We start from the raw sequence: 15,396 nt of genomic DNA on the forward strand, positions 1-15,396 counted from the left end.
CGAGCTCCACGACGCGTTCGTCTCCCTCGCCTGCAGCCTCATCTGCTGGCGACGCCTCAACAAGTCCGACTCATGATCGTGTTACGAGCTCTTAGCACGCCCTTTACGCGATCTTTAGTGACCGGCATCACACGGCTGCGGCTGCACCCGGGAACCTAAGGGCCGGTTATGCGATCGTTATCCGGATTTGAGGTTCCGCTGAGCGAACGCGGCTGTCCGGTACGCCTCGGTTTCGACCGCCAGGCCGCTCAGACCACGGTTTGCGTCACGCGGCGAAGGGGCCGTCGCCTTCATCGATGAGGCGGCGACCGATGCCGGGGGGGTGCGTCAAAGCGCCGTAAAGATTGCCGGAGACTGGCAATGTATGCAGGCCCTTCCCGCTGAAACGATGCCGTTGTCCAGCGAGGACAACGGTGCGACAGCGGAGGCGCTCATGGGCTTGTTTCTGAGTCTCGGCATCGGGGGGATCGTGCTGTTGGCTGCCTCGCTGGTGTTCGACGGGTTCGTCGAGGGCGCTTTCGACGGCGCTCTCGACGGCCTGTTCGACGGCTGGCTGTCGCTTCCGGTGATCGCTGGCTTCGTTTCGATGCTCGGTTTCACGGGGGCGATCGTGCTCGGGTCCACAGGACTAGGGCCGGGAGCGGCAGCCGCCGCAGGAGCTGTGACCGGGGCCGGAGCGGGCTGGCTGACCTGGCGGCTGAGCCGGACCCTGCTGGAAGATCGCAGCGCAGTCGCCCCGCACCAGGACGACCTCCTCGGATCCGCCGGAACGGTCGTCACCGCCATCCCCGCCGGCGGGTACGGCGAGGTCCTGCTCCGGCTGGCCGGCCAGCCCGTGAAGTACGCCGCGCGGTCCGACGCCCCGCTGACCCGGGGGGCAGAAGTTTGGGTGACGGCAGCACCGTCCTCCACCTCGGTCACGGTCCGCGCCGTAGAGCGCTGATCAGATCCGCGCCTTCAGCACGACCAGGTGCAACCAGGCTCAACCATCATCGATCTGCCGCTTCGGGGGCAGGAGGGGATCCCTCATGAGTCCAGTCGTCATAGCGGTTGTCGGAGTGGTCGTACTCCTCCTTCTGCTAGCCCTCGTGGTGGTCACCCGATACAAGGTCGCGGGCCCCAGCGAGGCGTTCATCATCACCGGACGCCGCGGCAAGAGGTCCACCGATCCCGAGACGGGGCGGATATCGACCGACAACACCGGCCAGAAGGTCGTGGTCGGCGGCGGGGTGTTCGTCGTCCCGTTCGTCCAGCAGCGCTACACCCTCGATCTGTCCAGCCGGCACATCCCCATCGCCGTACGGGGCGCGGTCACCCTGCGCGGTATCAAGGCCAACCTGGAGGGCGTTGCGATCGTCAAGGTCGGCGGGACCGAGGACGCCATCCGTGCCGCCGCCCAGCGCTTCCTGCAGCAGCAGGACGGGATCGTGGGCTTCACCCAGGAAGTCCTCTCCGGCGCCCTGCGCGCGATCGTCGGCCGGATGTCGGTGGAGGACATCATCCGTGACCGCGCCGCGTTCGCCGGGCAGGTCGCGGAGGAGGCCGAGGCCAGCCTGTCAGGGCAGGGCCTGGTCCTGGACGCCTTCCAGATCCAGGACATCACCACCGAGGGCTCCTACCTCGAGGACCTCGGACGCCCCGAGGCGGCCCGGGCCAAGCAGGAAGCCGACATCGCCGAGGCGAACTCCCGCCAGGCCGCCGAGCAGGCCCGCCTGAAGGCCGAGGAAGAAATCGCCGTCGCCCAGCGCACCCTGTACCTGCGCCAGGCCGAGATCAAGGCGGAGACCGACGCGGCGACCGCCCAGGCCAACGCCGCCGGACCACTGGCCGACGCAGACCGGCAGCAGCAGATCCTCGCCGAGCAGGAGAAGGTCGCCGAACGCCAGGCGGCCCTGACCGACCGCCAGCTCGACACCCAGGTCCGCAAGCCCGCCGACGCCCGCCGCTACCAGGCGGAACAGGAAGCCGAAGCGCTCCGGGTCGCCCGCGTCAAGCAGGCCGAAGCCGAACGCCTCGCGGCCATCGCCGCCGCCCAGGGCGAAGCCGAACGGGCCCGCCTGACCGGCGAGGGCGAGAAGCAGCGCCGCTCCGCACTCGCCGAGGCCGAGGCCGTCGAGGGCGCCAAGCGAGGCGAGGCCGAACGGGCCCGGCGTGCCGCCATTGCCGAGGCGGTACGTCTGGAGGGCGACGCGGAGGCTGCGGCCATTGCGGCCAAGGGCGCTGCCGAGGCGGAGGCCATGCAGAAGAAGGCGGACGCGTTCGCGAACTACGGCGACGCCGCGATGATCCAGATGATGATCGAGGTACTCCCCCAAGTGGTGGCCAAGGCCGCAGAACCGTTGTCAGCCATCGACAAGATGACCGTCATCTCCACCGACGGCGCGAGCAAGCTCTCCCGCACCGTCACCGACAACGTCGCCCAGGGCATGGAACTCCTCTCCTCCACCACCGGCGTCGACCTTGCCCAGCTCCTGGGAGGCCTCACCGCCGTCAAGACGTCCGCCATCCCTGAGACGACCACGCCGAACGGCAAGATCGAAATCGGCAGCTAGGGCGCTGTCCACGAACGTTCGCCGGGGTTGATCAGGCGGCTTGAGGCAGCTTGAGGCCGTGGTCGGCCCCAGCGTTGGTGTCGTTCGCTGCGGACCTCGGCACGTTCGCGGCGTTGGGCGGCCAGGAGTCGGGGTGTCGGGCATTCGCGTTGCGCCACCGCAGGTAGTCCTGCAGCTTCCGGGCCAGTGCCGGGTGGTTGGAACCGCCCATGACGAAGTTCCGTAGGGTCCCGAACTGGGCCTCGATGGGGTTGGCCCACGACGCGCTGGTCGGTGTCAGGCACAACTCGTCAGGCAGCGCCGTGGCCTCGCGGAAGGCGCTGCGCGATGCGTGCAGAAACGCAGCAGGCCCGGTCCCCGCTCCGGGTAGAGCGGGGACCGGGCTGTCAAACAGGGGCTGGAGGGCGGCCGGACGGGCACGACTGCGTACCCGTCGGATCCGTCTTCCACGGACCGGATCGGCCGGCGTCACGGGCTCGATCCGGTCCCGCATCACGTCAGTGATCACCGACCGGGCCGGCACCTCCGGTCAACTGTCCGCCCCGCCGGAAAGAGACGGGGTCCAGCCGCTCCTTCAGCAGGCGTGCGGCCGGGGGACGATGTTCCAGACCTGCTTGCCGAGGTCCGTGGTCAATCGTTGCTGATGGCCGACCACGCCCGAGCTGAACCGGGTCAGGAAGGTCGTGGAGGCCAGGTTCATCAGCCTTCCCTCGAAGCAGTCGTACCTCCACACCTGGCCGCCGTCGTTCTGGTCGCAGGCCGACATGTAGACCTTTCCGCCCAGGACGTTTCGCTCGGAATCCAGACACTCGCCGGTGGACCAGTTCTTGAGCAGGAAGTTCGCGTCGAGGTGGTCGACCATCCGCCAGTTCCCGCGGAGGTTGTCCGTGTCGCACCTCTCCGTGTCCAGTTGGTTGGTGGAACGCGGAACAGCGGTGAGACAGTCCCCTCGGGCGGACTGAATGCGGACCCGGCTCTCGTCCCAGGTCCCCGTCGCGTGGGCGGTCGAGGCGAGAGCGACCTGGGAGAACGCCGCCAGGGTGGCACCGAGTCCAACGAGCGTGGCGCGGGTGGCTGTGTTCCTTCGGGGCATGATCATGAAACCTCCAGGTGTCTTTCGTGGGGTGAAGCGCGCATGAAGTGCTACTCGACGGGGCGCGGCGGCGTGTTAGCCCCACCCTCCCGAAGCGGTAGGGGCGTGCTGGGCGCGAGCGCACGGCCCGGGACGGCACGCGCAATGCAGATACGGGCGCTGAGTCGCGCTCCCGCTTCGTAGAACATGTATTCCGTGCCGTTCTCGGAGCCGAAGGACGGGGCCGCGACGCGCCCCCGGTCGGAAGCGATGGGCGAGTGGAAGACGCCCAAGTGGCGCTCCTGCCGGAAGTCGTTGCCGACTTCGGTGAGTCGCATCCGGCCGTCGTTGCCGTGATAGGCGATGTACGTGGTCCCGTTGCGCTTGACCACGGTCGGACCGGAGATGTCGGTGAGACCGTCCCCTTCGGGGTTCACCAAAGGGGTCGCGCTGAACTGCCAGTTGTCCCATCCGTTGGGCGACCAGCCGTAAAAGATCCGCCGCCCGCCCTTTACTCCCATGAAGACCATGACGTACTTGTTGTTGCGTCCGGGCAAGGCGTGCTCGAAGACCCGGGCGTAGGAGGTTTCCGATGTGCCCGGCACCAGGCGCGTGCTCAGGACCGGCGTCTCGTCGACGAAGTTGACGCCGTCGCGCGAGCGGGCAACCCGGGTGACGGTGTTCTCGCCGTGGAAGTAGCAGAAGAACTGCTTGGTGGCTGCATCCCAAACGACGTGCGGGGACGACACGTGACTGACCGTCGTGCCGTTCAGGTGTCTGTCGATCACGGGGTTCTCGCGATAGTCGCTGAATGGCCCCTCCAGTGAGTCGCTGAAGGCTACGCAAATCCCGCCGGGATTCTCGTGGGGGGCGTAGTAGAGGTAGTACTTGGAGCGTGGATCACTGATCTTGTCGAACACTCCCCGGATGGTCGGGAAGATGAACTCGCCGGTACGGTTGTAGTTCAGGGGCATGGCCAGTGCGTCGCGCAGATATCGGTACGTCGGCATACCCGCCGGGCCGGCAGCCCGCGCGGGGGGCGCGAGTGCGGTAGCGGCGCCGCCCGCGACCGCCACTGCGCTCAGCGCTATCCCTCCGCGCAGCACATCACGTCGGCCGTATGCCGGACGGTTGCCCTCAGGTCCTTTCATTCCCTCTCCTCCTCAGAGCCATGCAGTCGCCCTCTCGCGGCCCCTGCGCTCGGGAGAGGGCGGCGGTGCGGGGTCTGACAGCCGACCGGCTGCCAGACCCCCTTCAGGTGCCGACTACCCGTTCGTGAACGACGCGACCACCCAACGCTGCGACGTCGCCTCGTCCTTGCAGTCCTTGGCCGCGACCTCAGCGGTCCCTCGGCCTGTGGCACTGCCGATGGTCAGGCATTTCTTGCTCTGGAAGTTCTGAATCCGGACCTGGTCGCGGAAGGCACCGGGGGCCTTCTGGGCGAGCTTGTGCGCCCACTTCTGCGATTCCTTTCCGGTGACACACTTCGCGATGAAGACATTCCCGCCGCTGTCGCTCTCGAGGCAGCGCAGGTTGTCTCCGGAACTCGCCCCCCGGGAGATGATCTTGTCGCGGAGGAAGTTCCACGACTGGACGTCCTCGTTCACGCCTCCGATTCTCGCGAAGACCTCGCCCTTGCCGCTGGGACCCACTCCTCCCGCGGTGAGCGAAAGGTTGGACTTCGGGTTCGCGTAACTCCTCGTGACCCCCACCTTCTGGGCCGTGGTCCGCAGCAGCGTCTCCTCCTTCTCGCTACCGGGCTTGGAGTCAGCGAGAGCGGGAACGGCGACCGCCACCCCCGCGATCACTGCCGCCGCCGTGCCGAGAATTGCCCACCGCTTCGCGCGTCGGGGCGGCTGAGGCCCCGTCCGGTCCGCCTGCACATCAGTCATGAACTCTCCTGTGCTCGTACTTGATCTACCTGGACGGCAAGAACTCGCTTGCCTGCCTCCGTTCATGGACAACGGGCACCGCGCAGATCGGTTCAAGGCCCGGAAGCCGAATTCACCGACAACCTCCCGATCGCCCGCCGGCTGTCGGCGTACGACCTGCGCCATAGCCGACGGGGCCTCCGGGAGACGAGATGACCTGCGTCGGGCCCGCCGCGCCAACTGAGCAGCAAAGCGGGCTGGTAGGTGAGCAGTTCTCCGGCGGATGGTGGGGCATCTTCCCCAACGCAAGGAGTTCCAGTGGCCAACGTCGTCATCATCGGCTCAGGCCCCGTCGGCCTCACCGCCTCGATGCTTCTCGCCGCAGACGGACACGTCGTCACCGTGCTCGACCGCGACCCCACGGCCGCGCGAACGGTCGAGGCAACGGTGGGCGGCGACTGGCAGCGGCCCGGCGTCAAGCAGTACGGGCACACGCACATCCTCATGCCGGCCGGCCTCCTCCTCCTGGAAAAGGAACTGCCGGCCACCGTCGACCGCATCCGCGAGGCGGGCGGCAACACGTACAACATGATCTCCGGTGCCTGGAGCGTGGCGGGTGCCGGCCCGCAGCAGGCGGGCGACGAGCGCTTCGAGACCGTCACCGCCCGGCGCCCGGTCCTTGAGGCCGCGCTCCTCGCCACCGCCACCGATACACCTGGAGTGCGCATCCTCGGCGGGACCAGGGTGGTGTCCCTGCTCGTCGGAGAGTCCCGGACTTCGGGCCGCGCGCACATCGTCGGCGTCATGACCGAATCCGGCGTGCGCATCGAGGCAGACCTCGTGGTCGATGCCTCCGGACGGCGGACGGAGGTGCCCGACCTGCTCGCGCAGGTGGGTGTCGAGGCCGAAGTCGTCCGCGAGGAAGCGGGCTTCCGCTACTACACGCGCTACTTCCGCGCCGACGAGCGGGGGGTACCTGCCCCCCGGCCCTGGCCCCTCTCCCACCACAACAGCATTTCCGTCGTCACCGCGCCGGGAGACGGCGACACCTGGTCGACGACGCTGGTCACTTCGGACCGGGACCAAGAGCTTCGTCCGTTGAGTCGCGTGGAGGTGTGGAATTGTGTGCTTGCGCTCTACCCCCAGGCCGCCCATTGGAACCACGGCATCCCGCTGACCGACGTCCACGTCATGGGCGGGACCCACAACACCCGGCGTGGCCTGGTCGTCGACGGGCAGCCGATCGCCACGGGCATCGTGGCGATCGGGGACGCGCGGATGACGACCAACCCGCAGTTCGGTATGGGCATGACGACCGGGCTGCGCCACGCGGCGCTGCTGCGTGACGTGCTGCGCCTGCTCGGCACGTCCGATGCCGTCGAGCTCGCCCTGCGCGTCGGCCGTGAGATCGACGACGAGTGCGGGGCCATGTGGGAGGAGGACGCCCATTGGAGTCGGCACCGCATCGCGGAGATCGATGCCGAGATGCGCGGCGAGCTCTACGAGACGGACGATCCGGGCTGGGCGCTGCGCACAGCCGTGGACTCCGTCCTCTTGAAGGACCCTGAGATCCTGCGCGCCATGGGTGACGTCGGTTCGATGCTGGCATCCGCGGACGAGGCCTTCATGAAGAGTGGCCTCGTGGAGCGGGTCATCACTCTCTCGGCAACGGCCCCCCGCTACAGCGCGCCGGGTCCGGACCGGGAGGAGATCCTCGCCACGGTGCACGACGACCAGCGAGGCGGCTCCGTCTCTTCGGTCTTGCGCGGCTGAGCGGTCGGTCCGGTGCCGCCCCCTTCCCGGCAGGCGGCGTCCCGGGCGCGAGGGCGGACTACTCGGACGGGACCGCGCCCCGGACGTGTTTCGGCGCGGTGCGTCGGCCGCGGGCAGTGCTGTCCGGTTGTTGGCGCATGTGGTCGCGGACCCGGGTCATGATGCCGCCGAGCGCGTCGACATCGTCGTTGCTGAGCGAGGCGAAGAGCAGGCGCCGGGTGACGTCGATGTGGCCGGGCAGGACTCGGCCGACCCGGGCGAGGCCCTCCTCCGTGAGGGTGACCATCGTGGCGCGCTGATCACGGGGAGAGGGGTTGCGGGTGATCAGGCCGGCCTTCTCCAGGAGTCCGGCCTGGTGGGTGAGCCCGGAGCGGCTGTAGACGACACCGTCCGCGAGATCGGTCATGGTCAGCGGCCTGCCGGCGTCGGCGAGGCGCGCGAGCAGCTGGAACTGGACGTAGCTGAGGTCGCCTTCCGTTTGCAGCTGCTGCTCGACGGCACGCTGGAGCAGGCTCACGGCCTCCATCAGCGCGAAGTACGTCCCGAGCTGCTCGGGTCGGAGCGCGTCGGCGGCCGGGTTGTCGTCGGGAGTCACCCGCCCATCCTAAGTACTTCGACATCGAAGCGTATCCCTGAATCGCGTGGCGCAGGTCACACCACTCAAAGATATTGCTTCGATGTCGAAGCATGCTTACAGTGGCAGCAGTCGCTTCGATATCGAAGCAATTTTGGGAGGCAGTCGTGGAGGCAGTCATGAAGGCAGTGCGCTATGAGCGCTACGGCAGCAGCGAGGTACTGCGGGTCCAAGGAGTCGCCCGTCCGGCGCCGGGAGCGGGGCAGGTGTTGGTGAAGGTGGTCGGAACCACGTTCAATCCGGTGGACGCGGCGATCCGGGCGGGATACCTGCAGGAGGTCTTCCCGCTGGACCTTCCCCACGTGCCGGGGATCGACGTCGCCGGGACGGTCGCGGGGCTCGGCGACGGCGTCGAGGGGTTTTGCGTGGGCGACGCGGTGGTCGGCTTCCTGCCGATGAACGCGCCCGGCGCGGCCGCCGAGTATGTGGTCGCCCCCGCGAATGTGCTGGCCGCGGCGCCGAAAGCGGTCCCCCTGGCCGACGCGGCCGCGCTGCCGTCCGTCGGTCTGACCGCGTGGGAGGCGTTGTTCGAGTACGCCGGACTCGCCGCGGGCCAGTCCTTGCTGGTGAACGGGGCGAGCGGAGCCGTCGGCGGGTACGCGGTCCAGCTCGCCGCGTGGGCCGGGGCCGTGGTGACCGCGACCGCGAGCCCGTCCCACGCCGAACGGATGCGCGGCTACGTCGCCGGCCGGATCGTCGACCACACCGCCACCACCCTCGCCGAGGCCGGGGTGGGGACCTTCGACGTAGTGCTCGATCTGGTGACGAGTTCACCGGCCGAGACCGCAGAGCTGGTCGGCCTGGTGGCCGACGGTGGCGTGCTGGTGTCCACGACCGCCGACCCCGACCCCGACCCCGCACGTGCGGTGCGCACGGCGCGGGTGTTCGCCCGCAGCGACGCGGGCCTGCTCGCCGGGCTGGTCGCCCTCGTCGACTCCGGCGACCTGCACATCCACATCGCCGACCGGCGCCCGCTGGCCGACCTGCCCGCGGTCCACGCCGCGGCCGCCGAGGGCCGGATGCCCGGTAGGACCGTCATCACCGTCTGATCGCGGGCGCCCGGCCATGGGCCGGGACGGCTCGCCGACCCACCTTCCACGCCGTGTACTTCCGATCCTTCCCAGGAGATGTCGCCTTGTCTTTCACCTTCGACCCCCAGGTCGCCGAAGCTCTCGCCCCGATGGCCGACGCGATGGCCGACGCCACGCCCCCGCCGGTCGGCGACGTCGCCGCGCGCCGCGCCGTGCTGGAAGGGCTCATCGGCCACACCGACACCGCCCAGCCCACCCCCGACGACGTCGCCTCCACCGGCTACCGCCTGACCACCTCCGATGGCGCCCAGATCGATCTGCGCTGGTACACCCGCAAGGACAAGGCCGCCGCCGGCGAGCCGGGCCCGGCCGCGGTCTACTTCCACGGCGGCGGCATGATCCTGGGCCACATCGGCCTGTTCGACGGATCGATCTCCCGCTACGTCTCCGCCAGCGGCACCCCGATCCTCGCCGTCGACTACCGGCTCGCCCCCGAACACCCGCACCCCGTCCCCGTCGAGGACGCCTACGCCGCCGTGATCTGGCTGCACGACCACGCCACCGAACTGGGCGTCGACCCCGCCCGCATCGCGGTGTTCGGCGACAGCGCCGGCGGCGGCATCGCCGCCGCGGTTTCCATCCTCGCCCGCGACCGGCAGGGCCCGGCGATCGCCAAGCAGATCCTGGTCATGCCGATGCTCGACGACCGCAACCTGACCCCCGACCCGCAGCTCGCGCCGTTCGTACTGTGGTCCTGGGATGACAACCGCACCGGCTGGGAGGCACTCCTGGGCAGCCGGGCGGGCGGGGCGGACGTCCCCGCGCATGCCGCCCCCGCCCGGATCACCGACCCCGCCGGTCTCCCTCCCGCCTACATCGAGGTCGGCCAGCTCGACATCTTCCGTGACGAAGACCTCACCTACGCCCTGCGCCTGAGCCAGGCCGGCGTCCCCGTCGAGTTCCACCTCCACCCCGGCGTGCCACACGAGTTCGAAAGCATCGCCTTCAACTCCGACGCCGCCAGGCGCGTCGTGGCCGACCGCGTCCGCGCGCTCGGCTCCCTGTGAGCTGGAGACCCGGGCGCCGGCCCCGACCCGCATGGCCAGGGCACGGGACACACCGCTGCTCCTGACGTCCTCGCTGGACGCCCAGGCCCAAGCCCCCGCTGCCACATCGCCGACATCGCCCCGCCCGAGTACGCGGCCCACATCCGCCGACAGGGCGGGGTGGAAGCCCCCGCCAGGCAGGGCCGTCCTGCCCCTCTCGACCTCTTTCCGGCCTGATCATGCCCGGCCGGGTCCAAGCCCGCCGGCATCAACGCCGCAGGCCGCCCCACCGGTGCGGCGGCCTGCGACCCGACCCCCAGGAGACCGCCATGACGATCCCCTACCTCGCCCAACGGGACGAGCAGCAGACACTCGAATGGATCGGCGGCGGACTGTTCACGATCCTCCTCGACAGCCAGGCCACCGAAGGACAGCTGACCGTCGGCCGATTCGACGTCCTCAAGGACGAAGCCCCGCCGTTCCATCTCCATACCCGCGAGGACGAAGTCTTCCTCCTCCTCGAAGGCGAAGCGCTGGTCTGGGTCGGCGACGAACGCCACGAATTGTCCGAAGGCGGCGTCATCTACCTGCCCCGCAACATCCCCCACGGCTACCGCATCACCTCCGAGCGCGCCGACCTGCTGGTCATCGCCACCCCGGGCGGCATGGAAGAGATGTTCCGGCACGCCGGTCGCGACATCGCCACCCCCCGCCCGGATGGCTTCGAGATCACCAAGGACAAGCTCGCCGAAGCCGCCGCACTGCGCGGCAACACCATCGTTGGCCCGCCCCGCTGAACCCCCGCTCGGCAACCGCCCGCTTCCGGCTCGCGCCCTCTCCCGCCAAAACCCTGAACGTCCCCAGCAGCAGGCCGGAGCTGTCCATCGCGTTCTGGAGCGCCGGGCCGGCCGCTTCCAACTGCCCGGCCCGGGTTGGGTCTCCGCCTCGCCAGCGGCGAGAACGCCCTGGCCGGCGGCGATCACACCGAGCAGGTGCCCCTGTAGCCTCGTACGCGGCGGTCAGCGGAGTCGGCCCGGCCTCCGGTCCTGCGCCAACAGCCACCGCGGGCGCTGGCCCGCAGCACCCGCCAGCGGATGAACCGCGCTCCTCATCGCAGCGCAGCCGACACGTTCTTGGCGTACGCCACTGCCTCCAGCAGCGACGAAGGAAACCGTTCACCTCAAGATCATTCGTCAGCGTTCCGTCCCACAGCACTCCCGCGGGACCCGAACCGGAGACTGACCTCGTCGAGTACGGCCTTGGCCGTATCGCCGAGGTAGGGGCCGGCCAGCCAAACCGACGGGTCGGGTCCGACTGAGGTGTTCGACACGAGAGCGGTCTGCCCGTCCGTGCCGACCGCGAACCAGCCGCCGCCGGAGGAACCGCCCGTCATGGTGCAGCCCACCCGGTACAGCGTCGGTTCGCGGTCCTTGAGCGACAGGCGGCCCGGTTTGCCCGCACAGAAGTGCATCGTGGCACCGTCGAAAGGCGGTGCCGCCGGGTACCCCCAGGCGCCGATGAGGTTCACGTCCTGCACCGCGGGGCCGTTGAAAGCCACCGGGAGCGCCGCGCCCACGGCCTCCTCCAGTGACCGGGCGCCAGACCCGGGAGCGGGTACGACGTGCAGTACGGCGAAGTCGAACGCCGCTCCGTTACCGCCCTCGGACGTGCCCTCGGCGATCCACTGGTCGGAGGTGGCGGCCCAGTCGGCCCACCAGGTCCCGAACGGTGCCATCTGTCCCGCGGAAGCACGCTCGAGCGCATCCGCCGGAAGCGCCTTGTCGTTGAACGAGGGCACGAAAACGATGTTGCGGAACCAGCCGCCCTCACGCCCGGCGTGGACGCAGTGGCCCGCGGTCCACACGAGGTTGGAGCGGCCCGGACGGGCGGGGTCCTGCACGACGGTGCCGGAGCAGGTCTGTGGTCCGTCCGGGCCGTCGAAGAAGACCTTGCCCACCGGCGCCGCATTGCGGCGGTACGGCGCCGCCACGGGCCTGGCCTCCACAGGGGCCGGCTCGGGATCGCTCACACCCCGCGTGTCCGTGAGATCCCCGGCCACGTTCTTGCGGGGATCGCCTGCTCTGCGCATGCGCTCGGGCTTCCACAACCCCTCGATGACAGGGTTGCTGAACTGCGATGCCTCGCGGGCCCACTTGCCGACGCTCCAGCTTCCTCGGCCGTCCTGGGACTCCCCTGCCGTGTCTGCCGTGTGTATCCCACAGGCCGGGAGAAGCACCGCGAGGGCGAGAAGACCTCCTGCTCTGCCCGGGCCGCGGCGGGAACGCCTCTTGCCCGCCCCGGTGGAGGAGCGAGGGGTAAGGAACGGGTTCACTGTGCAACTCCCCTGGTGGTGCCGGGCGTCCCGGGGCAGGACACCGCGGACGTCCGCGCGGAGCCGCCCCGGCATGTCTCTTGATATCTACGTCCGCGCGGCTTCCCTGGTTCAGCGATCGCTGCGAGGCCGAGCCGACCGCCGAACCGGGCCGGGCTGCCCTCAGCCACCTGCTCTCCACACCTCGGTCGCGGGAGGGACGCCCCGCTCCACAGCGGCGTCCGGGGCCGGGAACAGCGGTCTACTGACCGGTAATCTATGAACCTTGGGCGGCCTGCAGAGTCCTGCCATACGGTTGCGCTGCGAGTTGATCGAAGGGAAATGTGTGCATCAGCATGGTGCGCTCGAGGCTGCGCGCGACCGGGCGTTCGTCGGCCGGAGCATGGAGCTGGCGTTGTTCCGGTCCGCATTGGCGGGCGAACCCGGCGCCTGCCCCGTTCACTTCCTGCACGGGCCGGGGGGAATCGGCAAGTCGACCCTCGTACGCCGGCTGGCTCGTGAGGGACTCCGGGCAGGGCGCGCCGTGATCGAGGTGGACGGCCGGACGGTCGCTCCCACTCCCCAGGGATTCACTGCGGCTGTCGGGGACATCCCCGCGGAGCCCGGAATGGTGCTCCTGGTGGATACCTTCGAACGCTGCCAGGGTCTGGAGGGCTGGCTGCGCAACGAATTCCTCCTTGGCCTTCCCATGGGCACCGTGGTGGTGCTCGCCGGGCGGCGGGCGCCGGACGCCCGCTGGACCTCGGATCCCGGGTGGTCGCAACTGTTGCGCGTGACGTCCCTGCGAAACCTCCCCCTCGACGACGCCGCCCGGTTGCTGCATGCACGCGGCCTGCCGACGGCGGCTCATCAGGCAGTCCTGTCCTTCACCGGCGGCAACCCCCTGGCCCTCTCGCTGGCGGCGGCCGTGGCCGTCAGGGAAGAGGGAGGCGTCAAGTCCGGCTGGAAGCCCAGTCAGGACGTCATCGCCACCTTGCTGGCCAAGCTACTCGGTGACATTCCCACCCCGGCGCACCGCAGGGCCCTGGAGATCTGTGCGCACTCCTACGTCACCTCGGAATCACTGCTCCGGACCCTCGAAGGCGAACAGGCTCCCGAGTTGTTCGCCTGGCTGCGCCAGCAGCCCTTCATCGAAGCGACGGACACGGGCATCTTCCCGCACGACGTGGTCCGTGAGGCACTCGAAGCCGATCTGCGCTGGCGGGACCCCGACGGCTTCGCCGACATGCACAGAGCCGTTCACCAGTACCTCGTCGAGCGGGTACGCACGGTTTCCGATGCGCAGTTGCTCCAGGCCACCAGCCCCCTTATCTACCTCTACCGCAAGGAAGCCTCGGCCAACTTCCACAAGTGGCGTGACGGGGACCACGTCAAGGACGAGCCGTACGCGGAGGAGGACCGCGGACGTGTGCTGGAGCTGGCCGAAACCGCGGAAGGCGGGGAGTCCGCGGAGATCTGCCGGTTCTGGCTCGACCATCAGCCCGAAGCGTTCCGCGTCTACCGCTCCACTCAGACGGGTGAGATCGTCGCGTTCTTCGCGTGGCTGCGCCTGCGAGAGCCGCTGGGCACCGACATCGACCCGATCGTCGACGCGGCCTGGGCACATGCCCGGTCGGCCGCACCGCTCCGGCCCGGCGAGCACATCGCTCTGGCCCGATTCCACGTCCACCCACCGGTGTACCAGCGCACCTCGCCACCCATGGATCTGATGCACTGGCGCGGGCTGGGCGAGATCTTCCGGGCCGACCGGCAGGCCTGGACGTTCGTCGTCAAGCGCGACGACGGGCACTGGGACGCGTACATGCACCATTTCGCGATGCCGTCCATCGGCCACCGGCCCCGCGTCGGTCCGCACCCGTACGCCCTGTTCGGCCACGACTGGCGGGCGCAGCCTGTCGGACCATGGCTGGAGGAGAGGTCGAACACGATCCTGGCCCACAAGCTCAGGCGCGGCGCATCGTCCCCGTCCGGGGAACACGCGGAACTCGTGGTGCTTTCCAGGCCGGAGTTCGACACTGCGGTGCGCGACGCCCTCCGTGCGATCCGGCGCCCGGACGTGCTCGCCCGCAACCCCCTCAATCACAGCCGAGTGGTGACCCAGAGCGCCACGACTCTGCCCGCGCTGCTCACCAACGGCATCGATGCCCTTCGGGAAGGGCGCTCGGGCGACAAGCACCACCGTGCCCTCACCACGACGTACATCGCGGGCACCCCGACCCAAGAGGCCGCAGCAGAGCGCCTCGGACGCCGTTCAGCACCTACCGCAGGCACCTCACCAGCGGAATCGAGCATCTCATCGATTTGCTGTGGCGCAGCGAACTCAACGGAACCGCGGTCGTCGGAGGAGACCCGACGTGACTCCCACGGCAGGAGCCCGGTGACACCGCCGGACAGAACGGCGTCAGGGGTGGGTGATGCCCTTTGCGCGAAGGGCCTCGCGCAGGGCCCGCAGGGCGTAGTAGCTGCGTGATTTGACGGTTCCCGGGGGTACGCCGAGGGCTTGGGCGGCTTGGGCGACACTGTAGCCGCGGTAGTAGACGAGAGCGATGACGTCGCGATGGGGAGCTGTGAGCCGGCCGAGCGCGTCGAGGACGACCTGCGTGGTGAGGATCGCATCGATGGCGTCGTCGACAGGGAGGTCGAGGTCGTCGGCGGGTGGGGATTCGGGCGGCCTGACGGCACGGGCGCGGTGGTGGTCGATGGCGAGGTTGCGGACGACGGTGAACAGCCACGGACGGATGGAGACGGGGTCGGTGGTGGTGGTGAAGTTCCTCCAGGCGCGGGCAGCGGCTTCTTGGAGAAAGTCTTCGGCCTTGTGCCAGTCGCCGTTGAGGAGACGGGCCGCGTAGCGCAGAAGGGGGGTGGCGTGGTGGTGGTAAACGGCGTGTACGAAGTCCTCACAGGGGTCGGACTGCGGGAAGGTGGCAATGGCACCGGGTATCGGTGTTCCGGCTTCCGGAGTCCGCCTCATGTACTGACACCCTTTGCTTGATCAATGGACCGGTTGCGTGACATGGCGCATTCCTGTGTGGGGCCGGGGTACACCGGGCTTCGCACCGGCGCACCAGTGCTGCGCTTCGCCGGT

Annotated in this window: 13 protein-coding genes and 1 pseudogene; 7 read left to right on the forward strand and 7 right to left on the reverse strand. The window is 69.3% G+C overall.

The window, feature by feature from the left end:
• Nucleotides 1-433: 433 nt before the first annotated feature.
• Together ACFWTC_RS28650 and ACFWTC_RS28655 are read left to right on the forward strand one after the other, a co-directional pair.
• Nucleotides 434-943 carry a hypothetical protein gene (locus ACFWTC_RS28650; protein WP_383921536.1) on the forward strand — a complete coding sequence of 170 codons (510 nt, stop codon included), beginning with the start codon at nucleotides 434-436 and terminating at the stop codon, nucleotides 941-943.
• An 85-nt stretch (nucleotides 944-1,028) separates the two neighbouring features.
• Nucleotides 1,029-2,552 carry a flotillin family protein gene (locus ACFWTC_RS28655; protein ID WP_383921457.1) on the forward strand — a complete coding sequence of 508 codons (1,524 nt, stop codon included), beginning with the start codon at nucleotides 1,029-1,031 and terminating at the stop codon, nucleotides 2,550-2,552.
• Here ACFWTC_RS28655 and ACFWTC_RS28660 read toward each other — a convergent pair.
• The 4 genes and pseudogenes from ACFWTC_RS28660 to ACFWTC_RS28675 form a co-directional block, all read right to left on the reverse strand.
• Nucleotides 2,549-2,841: pseudogene (locus tag ACFWTC_RS28660) on the reverse strand (hypothetical protein); the annotation flags it as partial. The gene ACFWTC_RS28655 and the pseudogene ACFWTC_RS28660 overlap by 4 nt on opposite strands.
• A gap of 285 nt (nucleotides 2,842-3,126) precedes the next feature.
• Complete coding sequence (locus ACFWTC_RS28665) at nucleotides 3,127-3,645, reverse strand: ricin-type beta-trefoil lectin domain protein (protein ID WP_384029807.1); 519 nt, start codon at nucleotides 3,643-3,645, stop codon at nucleotides 3,127-3,129.
• A 50-nt stretch (nucleotides 3,646-3,695) separates the two neighbouring features.
• Complete coding sequence (locus tag ACFWTC_RS28670; RefSeq protein ID WP_383921462.1) at nucleotides 3,696-4,598, reverse strand: hypothetical protein; 903 nt, start codon at nucleotides 4,596-4,598, stop codon at nucleotides 3,696-3,698.
• A 291-nt stretch (nucleotides 4,599-4,889) separates the two neighbouring features.
• Nucleotides 4,890-5,516 (reverse strand): ricin-type beta-trefoil lectin domain protein, encoded by a 627-nt coding sequence (locus tag ACFWTC_RS28675; RefSeq protein WP_383921465.1) that lies wholly within the window; start codon nucleotides 5,514-5,516, stop codon nucleotides 4,890-4,892.
• A 243-nt stretch (nucleotides 5,517-5,759) separates the two neighbouring features.
• Here ACFWTC_RS28675 and ACFWTC_RS28680 point away from each other — a divergent pair, with 243 nt between their 5' ends.
• Complete coding sequence (locus ACFWTC_RS28680; RefSeq protein WP_383921467.1) at nucleotides 5,760-7,268, forward strand: FAD-dependent oxidoreductase; 1,509 nt, start codon at nucleotides 5,760-5,762, stop codon at nucleotides 7,266-7,268.
• Between the two features lie 58 nt (nucleotides 7,269-7,326).
• Here ACFWTC_RS28680 and ACFWTC_RS28685 read toward each other — a convergent pair whose 3' ends face one another.
• Nucleotides 7,327-7,863, reverse strand: coding sequence for a MarR family winged helix-turn-helix transcriptional regulator (locus tag ACFWTC_RS28685; protein WP_383921470.1), 537 nt, complete (start codon nucleotides 7,861-7,863; stop codon nucleotides 7,327-7,329).
• A gap of 158 nt (nucleotides 7,864-8,021) precedes the next feature.
• On the opposite strand from ACFWTC_RS28685, the gene ACFWTC_RS28690 reads away from it, so the two are divergent.
• The 3 genes from ACFWTC_RS28690 (at nucleotide 8,022) to ACFWTC_RS28700 (ending at nucleotide 10,776) form a co-directional block, all read left to right on the forward strand.
• Nucleotides 8,022-8,951 (forward strand): NADP-dependent oxidoreductase, encoded by a 930-nt coding sequence (locus tag ACFWTC_RS28690; RefSeq protein WP_383921473.1) that lies wholly within the window; start codon nucleotides 8,022-8,024, stop codon nucleotides 8,949-8,951.
• Between the two features lie 86 nt (nucleotides 8,952-9,037).
• A complete protein-coding gene (locus tag ACFWTC_RS28695; RefSeq protein ID WP_383921476.1) occupies nucleotides 9,038-10,000 on the forward strand; it encodes an alpha/beta hydrolase in 963 nt (320 codons plus the stop codon).
• A gap of 308 nt (nucleotides 10,001-10,308) precedes the next feature.
• Complete coding sequence (locus tag ACFWTC_RS28700) at nucleotides 10,309-10,776, forward strand: cupin domain-containing protein (RefSeq protein WP_383921479.1); 468 nt, start codon at nucleotides 10,309-10,311, stop codon at nucleotides 10,774-10,776.
• 389 nt (nucleotides 10,777-11,165) lie between these two features.
• Here ACFWTC_RS28700 and ACFWTC_RS28705 read toward each other — a convergent pair whose 3' ends face one another.
• Nucleotides 11,166-12,008, reverse strand: a complete 843-nt coding sequence (locus ACFWTC_RS28705) for a trypsin-like serine peptidase (RefSeq protein ID WP_384029803.1) — start codon at nucleotides 12,006-12,008, stop codon at nucleotides 11,166-11,168.
• Between the two features lie 568 nt (nucleotides 12,009-12,576).
• On the opposite strand from ACFWTC_RS28705, the gene ACFWTC_RS28710 reads away from it, so the two are divergent.
• Nucleotides 12,577-14,781: an ATP-binding protein gene (locus ACFWTC_RS28710; RefSeq protein ID WP_384029801.1), complete on the forward strand. Its 2,205-nt coding sequence runs from the start codon at nucleotides 12,577-12,579 to the stop codon at nucleotides 14,779-14,781.
• On the opposite strand, the gene ACFWTC_RS28715 is transcribed toward ACFWTC_RS28710, so the two are convergent.
• A complete protein-coding gene (locus ACFWTC_RS28715; RefSeq protein WP_383921487.1) occupies nucleotides 14,713-15,282 on the reverse strand; it encodes a sigma-70 family RNA polymerase sigma factor in 570 nt (189 codons plus the stop codon). The genes ACFWTC_RS28710 and ACFWTC_RS28715 overlap by 69 nt on opposite strands.
• Nucleotides 15,283-15,396 lie beyond the last annotated feature (114 nt).

It is taken from the genome of Streptomyces sp. NPDC058619, assembly GCF_042717785.1.
Lineage (GTDB): Bacteria > Actinomycetota > Actinomycetes > Streptomycetales > Streptomycetaceae > Streptomyces.